The 15,900-nt window shown below is 40.9% G+C and carries 19 protein-coding genes; 10 read left to right on the top strand and 9 right to left on the bottom strand.

What is annotated here, in order from left to right:
* Positions 1–452 precede the first annotated feature (452 nt).
* The gene (locus RM368_RS36105; RefSeq protein ID WP_322698512.1) at positions 453–722 is read left to right on the top strand and encodes a beta/gamma crystallin-related protein; all 270 of its coding nucleotides are present in this window, start codon (positions 453–455) and stop codon (positions 720–722) included.
* 425 nt (positions 723–1,147) lie between these two features.
* A complete protein-coding gene (locus RM368_RS36100; protein ID WP_322698511.1) occupies positions 1,148–1,807 on the top strand; it encodes a tyrosine-type recombinase/integrase in 660 nt (219 codons plus the stop codon).
* A gap of 10 nt (positions 1,808–1,817) precedes the next feature.
* On the opposite strand, the gene RM368_RS36095 is transcribed toward RM368_RS36100, so the two are convergent.
* Together RM368_RS36095 and RM368_RS36090 are read right to left on the bottom strand one after the other, a co-directional pair.
* Positions 1,818–2,729 (bottom strand): hypothetical protein, encoded by a 912-nt coding sequence (locus RM368_RS36095; protein ID WP_322698510.1) that lies wholly within the window; start codon positions 2,727–2,729, stop codon positions 1,818–1,820.
* 83 nt (positions 2,730–2,812) lie between these two features.
* Complete coding sequence (locus tag RM368_RS36090) at positions 2,813–3,853, bottom strand: protelomerase family protein (RefSeq protein ID WP_322698509.1); 1,041 nt, start codon at positions 3,851–3,853, stop codon at positions 2,813–2,815.
* Between the two features lie 232 nt (positions 3,854–4,085).
* Here RM368_RS36090 and RM368_RS36085 point away from each other — a divergent pair, with 232 nt between their 5' ends.
* Complete coding sequence (locus RM368_RS36085; protein WP_322698508.1) at positions 4,086–4,247, top strand: hypothetical protein; 162 nt, start codon at positions 4,086–4,088, stop codon at positions 4,245–4,247.
* A 40-nt stretch (positions 4,248–4,287) separates the two neighbouring features.
* Here the strand turns inward: RM368_RS36085 and RM368_RS36080 are convergent, their stop codons facing one another.
* The 7 genes from RM368_RS36080 to RM368_RS36050 all read right to left on the bottom strand — a co-directional run bounded on the left by RM368_RS36080 (position 4,288) and on the right by RM368_RS36050 (position 9,192).
* Positions 4,288–4,785 carry a GIY-YIG nuclease family protein gene (locus RM368_RS36080; RefSeq protein WP_322698507.1) on the bottom strand — a complete coding sequence of 166 codons (498 nt, stop codon included), beginning with the start codon at positions 4,783–4,785 and terminating at the stop codon, positions 4,288–4,290.
* A gap of 4 nt (positions 4,786–4,789) precedes the next feature.
* Positions 4,790–6,961 (bottom strand): hypothetical protein, encoded by a 2,172-nt coding sequence (locus RM368_RS36075; protein ID WP_322698506.1) that lies wholly within the window; start codon positions 6,959–6,961, stop codon positions 4,790–4,792.
* Complete coding sequence (locus tag RM368_RS36070; protein WP_322698505.1) at positions 6,958–7,626, bottom strand: hypothetical protein; 669 nt, start codon at positions 7,624–7,626, stop codon at positions 6,958–6,960. Before RM368_RS36070 ends, RM368_RS36075 begins: the two co-directional genes overlap by 4 nt.
* A complete protein-coding gene (locus tag RM368_RS36065; protein ID WP_322698504.1) occupies positions 7,619–7,807 on the bottom strand; it encodes a hypothetical protein in 189 nt (62 codons plus the stop codon). Before RM368_RS36065 ends, RM368_RS36070 begins: the two co-directional genes overlap by 8 nt.
* A gap of 121 nt (positions 7,808–7,928) precedes the next feature.
* Positions 7,929–8,129 (bottom strand): hypothetical protein, encoded by a 201-nt coding sequence (locus RM368_RS36060; protein ID WP_322698503.1) that lies wholly within the window; start codon positions 8,127–8,129, stop codon positions 7,929–7,931.
* 82 nt (positions 8,130–8,211) lie between these two features.
* Positions 8,212–8,820, bottom strand: a complete 609-nt coding sequence (locus RM368_RS36055; protein ID WP_322698502.1) for a hypothetical protein — start codon at positions 8,818–8,820, stop codon at positions 8,212–8,214.
* A 3-nt stretch (positions 8,821–8,823) separates the two neighbouring features.
* Positions 8,824–9,192 carry a hypothetical protein gene (locus tag RM368_RS36050; RefSeq protein WP_322698501.1) on the bottom strand — a complete coding sequence of 123 codons (369 nt, stop codon included), beginning with the start codon at positions 9,190–9,192 and terminating at the stop codon, positions 8,824–8,826.
* A gap of 264 nt (positions 9,193–9,456) precedes the next feature.
* Here RM368_RS36050 and RM368_RS36045 point away from each other — a divergent pair, with 264 nt between their 5' ends.
* From RM368_RS36045 to RM368_RS36015, 7 genes are all read left to right on the top strand, one after another.
* Positions 9,457–9,633: a hypothetical protein gene (locus RM368_RS36045; RefSeq protein ID WP_322698500.1), complete on the top strand. Its 177-nt coding sequence runs from the start codon at positions 9,457–9,459 to the stop codon at positions 9,631–9,633.
* Positions 9,630–9,968, top strand: a complete 339-nt coding sequence (locus RM368_RS36040) for a hypothetical protein (RefSeq protein ID WP_322698499.1) — start codon at positions 9,630–9,632, stop codon at positions 9,966–9,968. Before RM368_RS36045 ends, RM368_RS36040 begins: the two co-directional genes overlap by 4 nt.
* 33 nt (positions 9,969–10,001) lie before the next feature.
* Positions 10,002–10,583, top strand: coding sequence for a hypothetical protein (locus RM368_RS36035; protein WP_322698498.1), 582 nt, complete (start codon positions 10,002–10,004; stop codon positions 10,581–10,583).
* A gap of 18 nt (positions 10,584–10,601) precedes the next feature.
* A complete protein-coding gene (locus RM368_RS36030; RefSeq protein WP_322698497.1) occupies positions 10,602–11,399 on the top strand; it encodes a hypothetical protein in 798 nt (265 codons plus the stop codon).
* Between the two features lie 297 nt (positions 11,400–11,696).
* Positions 11,697–12,020, top strand: a complete 324-nt coding sequence (locus RM368_RS36025; RefSeq protein ID WP_322698496.1) for a hypothetical protein — start codon at positions 11,697–11,699, stop codon at positions 12,018–12,020.
* Positions 12,017–15,394: a plasmid replication protein, CyRepA1 family gene (locus RM368_RS36020; protein ID WP_322698495.1), complete on the top strand. Its 3,378-nt coding sequence runs from the start codon at positions 12,017–12,019 to the stop codon at positions 15,392–15,394. The genes RM368_RS36025 and RM368_RS36020 overlap by 4 nt, the downstream gene beginning before the upstream one ends.
* 99 nt (positions 15,395–15,493) lie before the next feature.
* Positions 15,494–15,892, top strand: a complete 399-nt coding sequence (locus tag RM368_RS36015) for a surface-adhesin E family protein (RefSeq protein ID WP_322698494.1) — start codon at positions 15,494–15,496, stop codon at positions 15,890–15,892.
* Positions 15,893–15,900 lie beyond the last annotated feature (8 nt).

Below are 15,900 nucleotides of genomic sequence, written 5' to 3'. Positions count from 1 at the left end.
GAATGGGGAATGGGAGCGATCGCTGTAGGGAAATAGGGTTATTGGTAGGTGGCGTGGTGTTGGTTGCTGAAGTTGGTTAAAATTGCACGACCTCTGTGAATGCTGGCGGCTTGCAAAAGAGACTTAACGGGAAAAGTCAGCATTGCTAGAGGCTATACTTGAACTTTCACGGTATGTGGAAAGTTAGGAAGACCGTCTGATAATTATCTAAAGAAAATATCTAGAAAATATACTGAAATTTGCACACTAAATATAATTAGCTTATACACTTAAAAAACTATATAACCTTCAAGTAACTCTGTATTATACAGTTATTATATGTCAAATATATTACTATTTTGACATTTTGTGACAATCGCTTAAACGTAAACTGCTAAAACTTGTTTCCGAAATAGTCAAAAAGTGTTTTGTAGTTAAGTTAGTTCGTTATTTACAATCAAGGGAAAACAATCATGGCAGCAATAGAACTTTACGATAACTTCAACTTTGATGGTGGAGCAATATATGCTACAGACATTTCACAACCCGATCTAGGTGGTGCTGCAAGACGAACTAGCGCATTGGTAATTTATCAAGGTACTTGGAATTTATACCCAGAAACAAATTATCAAGGCACGCCAGTTCAACTTGCTGCAACTAACCAAGCCTTAAGAATTTCAAATGTTCAGAGCATTGGCATCGGCAACGATAGTATCTGCTCCATATTCCGATTGGATACTTAAGCCAGAAAGTAAACATTTTCAGTGTATTACTTATGCTCGACTTTATCCATTTTTTGGCAACGCGGAAGCTGATGCTGAAACCTTTGTAGGACGGTAGTTTTACTTTTTCGATTTCACCGAGAATCAGTGACATGGAAAAAGTTTTTGCCAAAAAACTAGGGTCTTTGCCGTATCAAGAGAACCAAGTTCTTAATTTTGGATAAAGTCGAGTTATGAGAATATGATTCTAATAAGTAAGATGTCAGGAAAGAGATTTTAAACTACGTGAGGTGCGATCGCACACTGCGGAAGATGAACGTGGATTGTAGATAGAGTCAAGCATTTTGCCGCCGCAGTACAATTGATTCGCGAATACAGACAATGTTTCCACGCGATCAGGTGTCAAATCATTGTAGGCTGTGGATCGCAGGGTCTACAGTCTGACAATGAAAATCAATCGGCACGGACGCGCCAAAGTTCTAACGCAGTCAGAGATACAGTTAATTTTCAGTAATGGCTTAGACAACGAGCGCGATCGCACAATATTTGGCATTTGTCTTTATACAGCTTGTCGCATCAATGAAGCTTGCACTCTCAACACCGAGGATGTCTACGATAAAAAGATGCGTGTACGGGATGAAATTATCTTCCGTAGGCACAACACCAAAGGCAAACTAGCTGCTAGAGCAGTACCAGTGATTGAAGAGTTAAGGGGACTTTTGGTCAAGTACAAACCTTTGAGACGTGAGGGTTTTCTGTTTCCTGGTAGGCATGGGAGAGGGCATATTAATTCTGAATCAGCATCAAGGATTTTGCGATTTGCGTGTGAGATTGTTGGTCTAGAAGGTGTTAGTACCCACAGCTTTAGACGTACCGCGCTAACTCAGATGAGTAACGCTGGTATCCCGTTACGGATTATTCAGGAAATCTCAGGACATCGGAATCTTGAGGAATTGCAAAAATACTTGGAAGTTCGACCAGAACAAGTGAGAGGAGCGGTAGCGGCACTATCAATGTTGGGGCATACAGGGAATAGTTACGTCAGGAAATCAGTCTTTCCTGACCTAAACCCTATGCCTGACACCAAATCCGTTTCCAGCGATTAGTACAGCTAAATCAATTAAGGTTTAACCCATCTGACACGAGCGTAGCTAAGTCAATTTCATCATCTATCTTCCGCCCTGGCTTGCGGTTGTCGTAAGGGTTTAGCTCATGCTTGCTATTGTGATCATCGAGCCTGGTTTGATATCGCTCTAAAATCGCCTTGATGGTCGCTGGCTTACTGCCAGTGAGCGATTGAATAGCTGTCTGAGTTATCATCCATTTTTGGCTTTTCTCAGTGCAATTGTTGTTATGAGTTTCTAGGGCATAAATAGCACGTCTGGTTAGTTCTTCCGCCCTGCCGGGATGAGTTCTATAAGTCGCACTGGTTAACAGTTCTTCAGTAGGCACAGTAGTCAAGTCAGATTCATACTGTCCAAGTTTCCCTGTTACCGTTTTGGCGTACACTTGGCAGGCACGGCGAACAAAATCAGCCAAGGACATTCCAGAATGAGCGATCGCCACCTCTACCATTTGCTGAGTTTCGGCATCCAATTGTAGCTGTGAAATATTCATATCATTTAGAGTAATTGGTTGTTGAGTTGCTTCTACGGTTTGGGGCTGTTGCTCTGGCTTTTGGGCTTCTTGCTGTGCTTTCCATTGCTGCCTAGTTTCATTGCCTACAGCGTCCCATTCTTCACTTGAAAGAGTTAAATATTTCAAAGCTAAATGTTGATATCGCTCGATATTACCTTTACCTTTATTAGTGAAATACTGCCAAGAATGCTCTTGAGTTTCGGTGTCAGGAAAAGCTGTTAGAACTGCCTTGCGTACTTTAGATAATGGTGTTTTACGGCTATTAGGTTTTGGGTAATGTTCTCTAATTTGGTCAACTACTGCAACAGCTAATTTTTGAATAGTTGATTCCTTTTTGACTGTACGTAATTTGTCAACTAATTCTTGACCTATCTCTTCCCAATTAGACATAATCAAAATATCAATATCATTTGTTATCCCTATACTATCTCTCTTGTATTTATATTGTCAAGAGGGTATGTATAGGGATTTATTTAAACACGGGTAATGCTTTTAGGCTTTATCTCATACCGCTTGTAGGCGTTTATTGTGCTTTCATCGTCATCACCTAACACTTCCTTGGCAAAGTCTGTGAAATCATAGGGGTCAACGTTGCCATCATTCACAATTGCGGCTCTCAGATATGCAGCACGAAACTTATGATAAGTACGCTCATCATTTGGGAAAATCTCCCACTGCTTACAAGCTTCATTCAAGGTCTTTGAAAACCTGCGGTTTACCCGTTCGGGGTCTTCGGATTTATCAAAACGCTTGCCTTTCTTGTTCAACCATTCAAGCGCAAAACAAACTAAATCGGCAGGTAACAAAGTAGGAATTTTGAAGGCTACTTCTCGCAGGGATACAGCTTTATCACCCTGACGCACTTTCCGAGATTTACCTTTTAACTGTCCCGTGAATGTAACAGTGTACTCATCGATTAGTTCAAAAATGGCTGATAAATGTACCTCTGCCATACGGCGGCCAGTAGCTAATGCGATCGCACAACTAACATCAAGCCAGTTAGCATCCTGACCATTTTTGATATCGGTCAATATGTTGTGTGCGTACTTGAGAGAGTCTGTTAAATCAATTTCAATCCTATTTACTTTCTCTCTACGTTCTGTAACAGTTCCCCGATAGCGGGTATTCTGACGTTCTTTATAGCTAGCAAATTGGTAGCTTAAAGCATTACCAAAGTGAGTAATGATTGTGTTTACAGGATTGAATAGAGCGTGGTCTTTAAGGTCTGTTTTAGTGGCAGATTTTAAAGCTTTTTTAAGTGCTGTAATCTGTCTTAATGCCGTGCCATATTCTTTTTCATCCTCTGGACGTTCATCGGGGTAAACTGTTTTTAAATTTTTGGCTTCAATTGCTGCTAATCGCTCCCAACCGATTAAATTTTCGTTAGGCACTCCCTTTTTACGTTGGTTTAATTTATAAGGTGCTATTGCTTCAAATTGCGGCAGTAGCCAAGCAACGCGCTCATCAATGTAAGTATTCTCTAATTCATCAATAGCCTTTAATTCTCTAGACATATTGGTATTCCTTGGTTACTTAAATAAAATTTCGTATATTTAGATAGTAACCAAGGACTATAACTATGTCAATACATATTGACTTGTACAGTCATAGAAATTTTCAAGGGCTAATCAGAATATTAATCAATTATCCCTATACATAACCACTTGTCATTAAACATTTAAGAGGGTTAGTATAGGGATAAGAAAAGGCGGGAATTAACCCGCCATACAAAAAAAGGATGTTCTCATGTTACTCACAATTGCTAAACCTCAACAATCCCAAACTACTAGCGACTACTTTGACGGAGAATTCGACGCGGCGATCGCACTTCCACCAAAAAGCCAGGATGGACATTACTGGAGGGGCTATCTCGCCAAGGTAAACCAAACAGGTAATACACCGTTCTAAACACCAAAGGGTAGGCTCAAAACCTACCCTTAATTTTTGCTCACTTAGCTAATTGTTTTTGCGGCTGCATTGGTGGTTGACTTGTTAACCTTCCCGCTATGGCTCCCACGGATAAAAGCCCTACCATGCTGAAAATGATTAGCTTAACTGGCAAATCTTTGAGGCTGAGAATATGCAGCGATCGCTTCTCAAATTCCCAGTTAACCATCATAAATTGCACTGGATTAAAGTCAAACCATTCTTGGCTTTTAATTAACTCAACATTGCATTGGCTAAATTGTTGATGTAATTCGCCCTCTACATCTGCCATATCCTCTACGTAAATAGTCTTGAGAATCTTCACATTGCAAGGTGGTTGATTTCGGTGAAAGTTCTCAAGTCTAGCTTCTGGATTACGAGATAACCCAATTTTGCAACGACGCAACCAAGCACCGGGAACTAAGCCATGATAACCCTCTGCTTCCATTAAATATATAAATCCTGGCTCATGGTCATTTTTGGGCTGATAGACGATTGTGGAAATATCATCAAAATTCATATATTTATTTCCAGACTATCTTATTGCTAACTGTGCGCTTTTTGCAGTCTAAACAGCGATATCTATTATCATTTTGTAGCTTTAAATTTGCGCTCCCACAATGGGGACAGTGGGGACTTGTGCCAGATTGGTGGCTACCCTCTATAGTCGAAATTGGTGGCAACTCTGCCATTGTGCCAGTGCTTGCTGTGAAGGGCTTTGGGCTTTTGCTTGCCAGTCCGTTACCAATCGTGCCAGGGAACTTGGCAAGCCTTGCCAGTCGTTTAACCTCTTCTATTTCTTGATGGTTGAAACTTACCCTATCGAGATTAGGTAAAAAGTAGAGTTTAGGTGAACGAGAATCAACTACTAACGCTACTCTTAATAATCTCGCATCGTCGGTAACTAACTCGTTTTTATGGTCAATATATTCTTCAATTGCATCTAAATTGCGGGTCAACTTAGCCAAGTTAGACTCACTGTTTTTACCCTTACCGTAGGTGTTTAAGTAATGTCTAATCTTGGGAATGCCAATGATTATTTCAGTAAACAGGCTTCTATCGTCGTTGGTAAAACCTGGGATTTGTTTGGTCATAACCGATTGACCCGACACAATCCAACCGATGTTATTGTGTCCGAACTGTTTGAGAATCTTCTTAAAGTTTTCGCCTGTTTGGTATGGCTCACTAGAAGAATTAAGGGTATTATCTAACTCTTCCCATACCCAAAGTTGAAAGTAGTTAGCTGCATACTGGGTATTTTGAATACGGAATCTACCATCGTCTAGACAATCTTCAAATGACTTAATCGCGGCTGTGGTGTCGCCATACTTAAGGAAAGGTTCTAAAGGATAACTAGAATCTTTAAGTGAACCGACAGCACCGGGGTAACTCACATTTACTAAGGTGTGTGGCACTCTCTCACCCTTGCCAGTATTGCCGCGAGTGCATCCAGCTTTAAGAATTTCGCTAATCATCACTGCGCTTGTGGGAGTTTTGCCCATGCCCGGATCTGCAATTAGCCGATAGCGGATAGGGTGACTGACCACGTAATTAATAAATTCGTCAGCAGTGCCAAGCATTAGCCTGATTTCATCTGCTTTGATAGCTGGCCCCATACGGTAGCTAACCACAACACAGTCGGTTATTTCCAACTTCCGAACGCTGGTAATTTTGAATAATCCCAGTTTCTTAGTTAGTGTTTCAGAATGTCTGCTGATAGCCTCTACAACCGACTTGGGATCTACAGAGCGCGAATACCCATAACCTACGTCTGTTGTGCCATCAGGCTTAACCTGGAACCCTTTAACGCTCAAAGCTAGCCTGATATCAGTAAACAAGGTACGGGCTATTTCGTTGGCGATTTTCCCGTTGATATCAAAGCCAAAATCACCGTACACGGGTTCTAGTAAATCACCTGCCAATTGCTGCTGTAACTGACCTACACGCTCGTTTAGTAGCTCGATTTGTAAAAGATAGTTTTGGCGCTCACTGGCGATCGCTTCCCCAACCTCATCTAAATTTTCGTTGTAGCTACTGGCTAAACTCTTGATAATTTCAGCTTTGCTTTGATGTCCGTGGGCGACTTTCTCGCCCCAAGATTGCAGCCGTCTAAACAACTGCATAGCTTCACTGGTTATCGAGTCATGCTCATGATAGATTTTCTCTAACTCCTGAGACTTGGCAACCTGAAAGCGTTTATTAGCTTCCGTTTCTACAAGAGATTTAAAATTAAACTCCCACTGCTCAGTCTCACTTTCCAGATATTCAATGCGCTGGGCATCTTTTTGAGTCTGTGTCGATAATTGATTTAACCTGGCTTGCAGTTGGGCGATTAAGCCCGTGTTTTCTAGTTTGCTGTGACCTAACGAGTTGACGGTATTTCGGGCTTCTTTAAGTTCATCTTTGACCGTTTCTAGTTGACTGCTGACAGTGGCTAGCCTTGACTTGCAGTTGTCAAATTCCCTGATAACTTTATGCAGCGTTTCACCTGCTTTTTTATTCTTACTTTCGGCATCATTTAGCAATCTCTGTGATTTAGTATCCGCAATAAAGTAAGTAATAAAGCTTGCTGGCAATGCTCCCACACCAAGCATAGATATTATTTTGGCTGTATCGTTGGTGAAACCTCCAGAAGCGATCGCCAAGCCAGCGCACAAGCTAAAAGCACTTAACCCCAAACCGTGAGATAGTTTCATGGTTTCACCTCCAGATAGTTACCTAACTGTGCTTTAAAGCTTGCTAGGTTCCCTTGTGACTCAACAGTTCTTAGCCTTAATTCCTCAGCTTTTATTTGTGCTTGTAACAGCTTTTGGTTTAGTTCATCTTTGCTATAAACCGAGATATTCGTATCAGCGAGCGTCTTAACTTGGCTAACATCTAAAGCAACCGTTTTTTGGGTAGTCACTTCTTTTTGATTCAAATAGTCAAGGTAGTTACCTTTGACTTTCTCAATCTCGGTAGCTGCTTGGATGCCAGCACCAAAAGCCTTTGAGTGTTTGCCAATGACAGTAAATTTCTCGCGTGTGAGGTCGAGCGCTGCACCTGTGAGTTTGAGCGCTCGTGTAGAACCCTCATAAATCTTCATTCCCTTATCGAACTGGCTTTGAGTTGCTTGTGGGAGATTTTCGGGAGGATTTAAAGGGTCATTTATTCGGTAATCTTCTGGCTTAAAAGCTGGCATCATTCCTGATATCAAATCAGGAGTTACCGTCATCAGACCAGGGATGCGGCTATCTATGGGGACAGTGGTAGATGTGGCAGATGTGGAATTATTAGTGCTAGATGTTGAGTTTTGTTTACCTCTTGCCAGCTTTTGTGCTACAGCTTGGGCGGCTGCTTTTGTAGTGTCAATCTTAGCCATTATTGAAAAATTTTCTAGTGTTGAGTAGTGATTGGTATTTAATTTCTAATTGTCTAAATGCTTTGTCAATTTCGCTAAACTCAAGCGCCAATTGCTCATCTAAGTCATATTTTTTAAGGACTTGGTTTAGCTCTGTTTCGTCCGTCTTTGCATCTTGAATTTGGCTGTTTAAATCATCCATAAACCTTTTTTTTATGAGTAGGGATATGGGATAATCGCTCTTGTAATTAAGACATATTCCCAAAAACGGGATTTTACAAGTGCGCGGGAGATGCCATCATTCCCGCTTTTTTATCACCCGTTCATTCGGTAAAACCTTCAAATCTAGATGCCTCTGAGTCAGCATTATTAGCAGCCCATTCTAGATAGTTGAAATATTGCCTAACATCGCCAAGAGCTACATCGCAATCAAAGCGCAAGGTTTTAAATTGGGGATGTTGGCGAATTTGTCCGAGTAATTCTTGGGCTTGGGAAACTAGCTCTGGTAAGGAATTGTTGCTCATATTTACTTTTGTTATGGTCTGAATATTTTCTCTAGCAGCCAGTTGATTAGGTCGAGCGGGGACAGCAGGACGTTAACCGCTCTCACGCGGTTAGCTTTTTTGCTAATTCAGCGATGATTTGGTCAACTTCTGCGGGTAAATCTGTAGTGTCTGGGGTAATTGCTACAGATTCCTTGGCCAAACTGGCCAAATCTCTAATTGCTCCCAAATATCCCTGCTTTTGGTGTTGCCAGTGCTGATTGATACCCTCTGCTAATTCCGCATCTCTTACAGCCAAGTTATTGAGAATGAGTTGGTTCTTGACTTGGGCTATCGCGTCTACAGCTGCAATCTCTTCTGATGCCTGTCTTGCTAATTGGTCAATTAACGTTAGTTGGGTATTAGGTATTGGGGATTGGGTATTGGTGCTTAGTTGCTGCTGTTCCTGGGGCAAGGAAAGGGCATTCTGTTGCTGTTCTGTAGATGGTTCAATCTCTTGCTGTGGAGAAGTTTCGGGTAATTGTGGCTGAAAGTGAAAGGCGATCGCTTCTAAATCTGCTTCTGAAACTGCCTTTACAGTGTCAAAATCATCGGGGCGAATGTCGCTTAAAGCCAGTCTTAAACTTTGTTCCGCAAGTCCTAGTCTTAAACAAGCATCATTAATGCTTACTGTGTCTTGTGTTGGCGCTGTGGCTCTCTTTCGTGCTGCCATGATTTACGCTCCTTTATTTATGCGGTTTACTTGCTGTAATGCTTGCTGATAGCGGTATCTAGAAAAATCGTTGGGGTTTTTGGCAATGTACTGCTTTACCCGTTCGCCGCGTCGTAGTTGAGCCATGAGGCGACCTACACGGTTTAAAACCCATGCTTGGTAGGGTGATAAAGGTGATTCTCGGTCGTAGCTGCCATCGTGGTTTTTGGGGTAAGCATCTCTGAAACTGGGAATTCTCCAGAAGGCTAAATTTTCCCAAGTGCAAAGGGTCGAACGAGATACACCCAAGACCTCAGCTAAATATGTCTTGGTAGATGGGAAGTCAAGGAATGAGTCTAAATCTGTAGAATGTTTGCTCCGTCTAGGTTTCATGGGTTTACTACAGTAATCAATGTGAATCAGATATTAACTAGCTAGCAATCAGAATAAGTACACATTAGGATGTAGCACCTAAACGCTAAACCCCTTATTGTGTAAGTCGTTGGGGTACTCGTAGGACGCTAATTAGTAACTTGTTACTGTTTGATTGCTTGGTAGTATGCTAGCATAAAATCACAAAAAGCTAGCAAGTTAGCAAACTATTTATTTACCATGATTGGAATAAACTGGAAGAAATGATATGAAACTACCTAAATAATGTCTCCTGCCAAGAGAAAAGACCCAAACTATATACAGCTAAATACTGATGTGAGAAAGGATATCGGACTTAAATTTAAAGCTACTTGTACCCTTAAAGAGATTTCATTAGGCGAGGGATTAGAAGAAGCGATCGCCCTTTGGCTAAAGCAGCAAAACCAGGAAGGAGCAGTATGACCAACGCACAGCGATTAGACCGTGTAGAAGATGAGCTAGAGACAGTTAAGCAATTGTTACTCTCTGCTGCTAGCTATGCTGAATCAGCCAATGAGAAAATTGACCGACTAGGTACTAAAGTTGACGAGATGGCCAACGCCCAATTAAGAACCCAAGCACAGCTTGACCAGTTAAGCGAACGGGTTGATTCTTTTATCTTCAACACACAACGTCTGTTTACCCAACAGGCAACAGTTTTAGAACGACTTGAGGAAAACCAGCGTACTAACAACGCTGCATTGGAGCGTATCGACCGAATTTTAGATTATTTGCTACGACAACAGGGTAATAGCTGAGACTAGAATATATGTACTATTCGCCTTAAAAATATGCCAAGACGACACGTCTATCCTTGTTTGCTAGAACGAATGATTGATAAGCTTTCCGCAGAAGCCCGACAGGCATGGACAGATTTTGCTACCAGTGCAAAAACTTTGCTTGAGTTGCAGGCTTGGTGGAACCAGCGAGGTTTTCATCCCAGCCTTGATAGCCTCAGTCTTTGGAGAAAGAAGAACGTTCGAGCGGGTGAAACAGCAGCGGTCGTGCTTGAGGTAGTTTCTAAATCCAAGGGTATCGATGCGAAATCCTGTCTTGAATATTGCGCTACTACATCGATTGTTTTGGCTAATAAACTTCAAGAAAAACTTGAAGAAGAGTGGACGAGGAATGAAGCTCAAACGCTTCTGAATTGTTTGAAGGAATGCCGAAGTTCAGCGATCGCACTTGCTGAGATGCAAGCCAAGTCTGACAAAATTGAATTTGTTTTGGGCGGTGCTTATGAGTTATCGACACGAGCGAAGCGTTTATCGGAAGGTCAACCACAATCCGAGTGGCTAGAGGCTACCTTGCAAGCGGCTTTGAGTGATATTGAGGATGAACTGAAAAGTCAATATTTGGCAGCGAAATCTTAGCAGTTTGGGAATTAAATTATGGATGCGATCGCAATAAATTTTAGCCAATTAACATTATCTAATTGTATTGAGATAATAAGGGATTTACCAGACCAAGTAATGACACATAGGCATGGAATATTAGTAAATTTTGGAATTGGACAATTAACACCAGAGGAAAAAATTTTTCAAATTGCTCGTAGCCAATTTCGAGCAATTTCATTATGGCTTGAATATCTTGTATTGGGACGGGATGACAAACTACATGAGGCTATGCTTCTGCCGTCTAGACAATACAAACCATTAGCAGAAGATATTGAGGCAATTTTAAAACTAATTCAGCAAGTAAAAGTTTACTGCTATGCCTGGGGTGTAAGCACCCCTTCTGTAAATGTCTGGTGGCTAAATTGTTGCGCTGAATTGTGCGATGTAAGTTTGTCAAAATCTGGATATACAAACAATCCCCAACTTATAGGGAAAGTGGACAATTACAAGCAAATTGTTCAGGAGTGCCGAGAACTTCTAGATGAGATTAGCGATACGGTTATCAGTAATAAGCCTTCTCAACATTGGGTAAGAATGGAAAATGTAAGTTCAAAGCTAGCGGAATTTACCCCTTTGGGGGCGCTAGAAAGCCTTGCAAAGGGTATTTCTATAAATGATTCCAAGTTCCGGCATGATTATTACGTTCCTTACTTATCAACAATAAGGCGTGGTTCCCGCCAGCTTAAAGAATCTTTGTTAAAGCCAGCGTTTTTGATTGATGGCAATTATCGGATTTTAGGTGTAGGTCTAGGCACTGGGAAGAGGTCAAAAAAACCTAAGCTGAGAAACTAGCCGACAAGAATTGTAAAGATTGCCGAGTTAAATTCCCAAGCCGTAGACACAAGGGTTTCAGCCGTTTTATTCTCAAGACATCAAAAAAAGTCACCCAAGTTTTAAGCCATAACTACTGATAGATTAATAACAAAGAAAATGGCTACCCACGCCGCCCACACTTAAATAAGCAATGAAACGACACGCGTTTACAAGACGCTAGGCAACCAAGATTCGATTTTTTTTTAAATTAGTTTCAGCTTAACAAGTTTTGCGCGGTACGGGAAGCCAGTCATTAAAAGATTGGAGTCCTAAAAAATGGTAAAACCGCCGGAAGCAGCAACTCACAGCGGTTCTCGAAAAATCAATAACTTGATTTTATCATCAATCGAGAACCAAGAACGAGAAATTATTGAAATAATTCCTAGAAACAGTAAAGAACATCGATATCAATCAGAGCGCTTGAGAAATATTCTCAGGCTTCGCGGATACTCTAAACGCCTTATTGCCAGCGCTTTTGAAGGTCGAGACTTAGCCCTAACCAGCACTGGGCTAGCATTGGTTCCTCGTGAAGGCATAACTGACGTGATGGTAATTGGTGAGGGTTTCGTGCTGGCTACCTCCCTTGGAGGTGAGCCATGAGCGCTGGTTACATCCCATGCCGCAATGCTAATGGTTGTCCAATCTGCGAGTCTAATAACGGCAAATGTCGTGCCAAATTAGATGGCAACAAAGAATTTATACTGTGCATGACCTTACAAGATGCGCGTAAGGGCGAAACTGTTAATGGCTATAAGTGTATAAAATCCAGTGACAACGCAAAACAACATCAATCCGCAACTTTCGTTCTCGACAATTCCCAGGAATGGACAGATGAGCAGCGCCGCGACTGGGAATTGCGCAAAGCTCAAAGACAACTGCAAGCCGAACAGGAAGAATCACGACGGCGAGAACGGGCATTAAGCCCAGTGGAACGCCATGAACTCTACTCTGAAATTTTAAATAGTTTATCACTCGATGGCGATACATTGGCAGATTTACAACGGCGCGGCTTCTCTGATGAGGAAATCAAAGATTGTGGCTTCAAATCTGTCCGTAAATTCCAATCCCTAAGCAAAGCTTATGATGAGCGTCTACCTGGCATCTACAAAGGCAGGGGACTGTCCATAGGAGATGATAGCTACTGTATTCCTATTAGAGATTACGATGGATATACAGTAGCGATGCAGCTGCGATTACACAATCCCCAAGATGGCAACCGCTACAGATGGCTATCTACCACCGCAAATGCAACACTCCAAATTTACCCAGAGGGTGAAAATCCTTTGGCGGTATTCAAACCGAAAGGACGGCCCCAAGGTATTGCACTTGCTGAGGGAACCGGTGCTAAACCTTTTTTAGTCAGTCAGCGATTAAATCTGTTGACTATTGGTGCAAGTGGCGGACAATGGCTTGCTAGTCCCAAACTTTTAAAAAGTTATCTTGAGAGAGCATCTGCTGAAGTCAGCACAGACAGAGTAACGCTTTATCCTGATGGAGGGGATGTTGCCAATGAATCGGTAATGAATCGCTGGCGAAAACTGGCAGAATTGCTTGCTGACTGGGGATATATAGTTAAGTTCGGTTGGTGGGGGCAAGCCAGCAAGGAAGATTCTGATATTGATGAATTATCGGATTTTTCAAATATTAGTTATTTAACCCCTAAATATTTTTGGTCAATAGCTGAAGAACACACAAAAGTTATCGATGATAGCGAGAAATTAACGAATGATTGGGCTTGGCAACAGTGGTTGCGATCGCGGGAATTTACACCAGATATTGAGATAAACCAGCCACTATTTAGATTCGCGAATGTTCCAAACTCTGATGTAATTCTTGCGGCTCTAAGTGGTCTAGGAACTGGTAAAACAGAAGCTTTGCTTGAATTAATCAAGACAAGCCCTAGAGCATCAATGATTATCGGCTATCGAAATAATTTGCTGTTTCAAACTATTCAAAGGGGACAAGATAAACAGGTAAAGATATATCATTTGAGAGAAGATGATGGGTTTACTCTAGTAGCTGATGAGAGTACAAATCAAGGATTTTGTTTAGATTCAATTCACCGAGTAGATGGGTATTTTGAGGGTAGAGATATTTATCTCGATGAAACCTGTTCTGTACTTTTACACGCTGCTAATGGTGGCACTTTAGGGGAGAATCAAGCTAGGGCGATAAAGATACTTTCTCACGCTTTGAATGTTTGCAATAGGGTAATATTACTCGATGGTAATTTATCTGATATATGGGTTGATTTTATAGCTAAACTAGCTCCCAATAAGCGAGTTATTAAAATACTAAATAAACAAAAAATAGTACCACATAATATTAAGCTTGTTGATGGTATAGACATTGACGGGGAAATTAAAAAGCGCGATAAATCAGCATTACTTAGTCTGCTTTGTAGTAATTCAGTAATACCTTGGATAGCCAGTGACTCAGCAACACTTACCAAAGTTATTGACGGCATACTTAAGAAGTATGGTAAAGTTGGATTTTGTCTTAATGCTGAAACTGCTGGGGAAGAATGGGCGAAAGAATTTTTAGCAAACCCTAATAAATTTATTGAAACTAGAAAACCTCAATATTTTATTATCTCTCCTAGTGCTGAAAGTGGAGTAAGTGTCACAATTAATAATTATTTTACTGACAAATTTACTTTTTTTGTTGGTGTTCAAGGCACTAATAGTCAACATCAAATGATGTTTAGACTTAGAGATAATTTAATCCCTCATTATGTGTTCTGCCCTCAAAGGTCAATGGTTAGGGATAGAAGTACTCCAGGGTCTTATTCAGCTAAACAAATTGAAAAAACAATAATAGACAGAGTATTAATGTCTGCCGATCTTCTTTGCCAGGATGCACCTACAAAAGTTGCAGAAATAATTTATCGGGCTATGGCTAAAGACAATGATGATTGGTTTGCTTTTAGCTGTAAATTAGGGGCACTTGATAAATTTGAGATGGACAATTTACGGGACTGTTTGATACATTCTCTCTCCGAAGCAGGTAACAACGTAGAAGTCATCCAGTGGGAGACGATTCAAGATTTTAAAGAGTTAGAAAAAGAAGTTAAAGAACAGATTAAAAGAGAACACTCAAAAGAGCTTTTTGAAGTTCAAGAATATGACTCTGTTGATGAGGCTAAACAAATATCTAAGACAACTCCCGGAAAGTTAGAACAACGTCGAATAGAAAAAACATTGCTTTTAGATAGGATTCCTGGTATCAAAGATTCAGAAATATGGTCTGATGACTTTATCTATAATTGTCATATAAAAGACCGAGATTTTATTACTAAACAGCAAAGATTTTATCTACTTAATAACTTTCCAATAAGTCAAAAACGACATGAGGCTGACTGGTTTTACAAAGCTACCAAAGAAGATTTCTTTCTTGCATCAATAAAGAAAATATCACATTTAACTATTTGGGCACTGCAACAATTGAACATATCTCAATTTTTAGATGGGCGAGAATACCACAAGGATTCATTAGAAGTTCTCAAGCTAATACAAAAAGCACGCTCACAAGACATAGCTATTGCACTAGGTATACAGCCAAGCCCTGATTCATTTGAGGGCAAAGAAAGAACAGTGTTTATCGCTAACTTACTGGCAATGATTGGGGTCAAGACTAAAAGCCAGGGTCGAAAGCTTGTAGATGGAGTTCGGCAGCGCTGTTATGCAGTTGATGTTGAGGCTATGGCATCTCCACAGAGAATAGCAGTTTTAGAGGCAGTAGAGCGCAAATTCAAGCTGTGGATGGAAGAGAAAGCACCTCAAATCAATTGGGAGGAGTCAAGCCCAGAAAACGAAGTGGCAAGGGCATTACTAGACGCCGTTCGGTGGGAAGATATACTCACATTTAGCCAAGACCAAATAAATGAAGGGTGGAAGCTGCTAGATTGTCAGCAGGATGCTAGGCTCAGATATTTACATAAGCAATATTTAAACCAGCTACAGCCAGTAGCATAGCTATAGCGATCGCTAACTCTTCACAGATGTTCTGGTAGTTATACCACTGCAATATTTTTTACTCAGTAGCTAAAACTAAAGTGTAGTCGTAGCACTTTTATGTTTAAAAAATTAGGTGTATCAGCGATCGCCTCTGCAATTTTACTTATTCCATCGGTGGCATCCGCTAAATGGGTAGAGGTGAGTTCAGATCAAGTACAGGGTTACTCATTTCAGATAGACAAACAAAAGATAACCAGGGATGGAGACACAGTATATTACTGGTATCAAACTGTGCTAGACACACCGACATACGAAGGTGTGAAGAAGATTGCTTATAATGTCGCGGCTGACTGCTCTTTACGCAACCAAAGAACGTTGGAAGTTGTATATAAAAGTAAAACTAACAAAATTCTTGGTAGAGAAAAGTTCGTCGAAAGATGGGAGCAGAGAACATCATACATAATGACCGGGACTCATGAGGAATTGTTGTTTTCTACCGCTTGTTCTGCTCCATAGCCCAGCAT

It is taken from the genome of Nostoc sp. DedSLP03, assembly GCF_034530815.1.
Classification (GTDB): domain Bacteria; phylum Cyanobacteriota; class Cyanobacteriia; order Cyanobacteriales; family Nostocaceae; genus Nostoc.
Note: the sequence above shows the minus strand (reverse complement) of the source record. Positions and strands in the feature narration are given on the sequence as shown.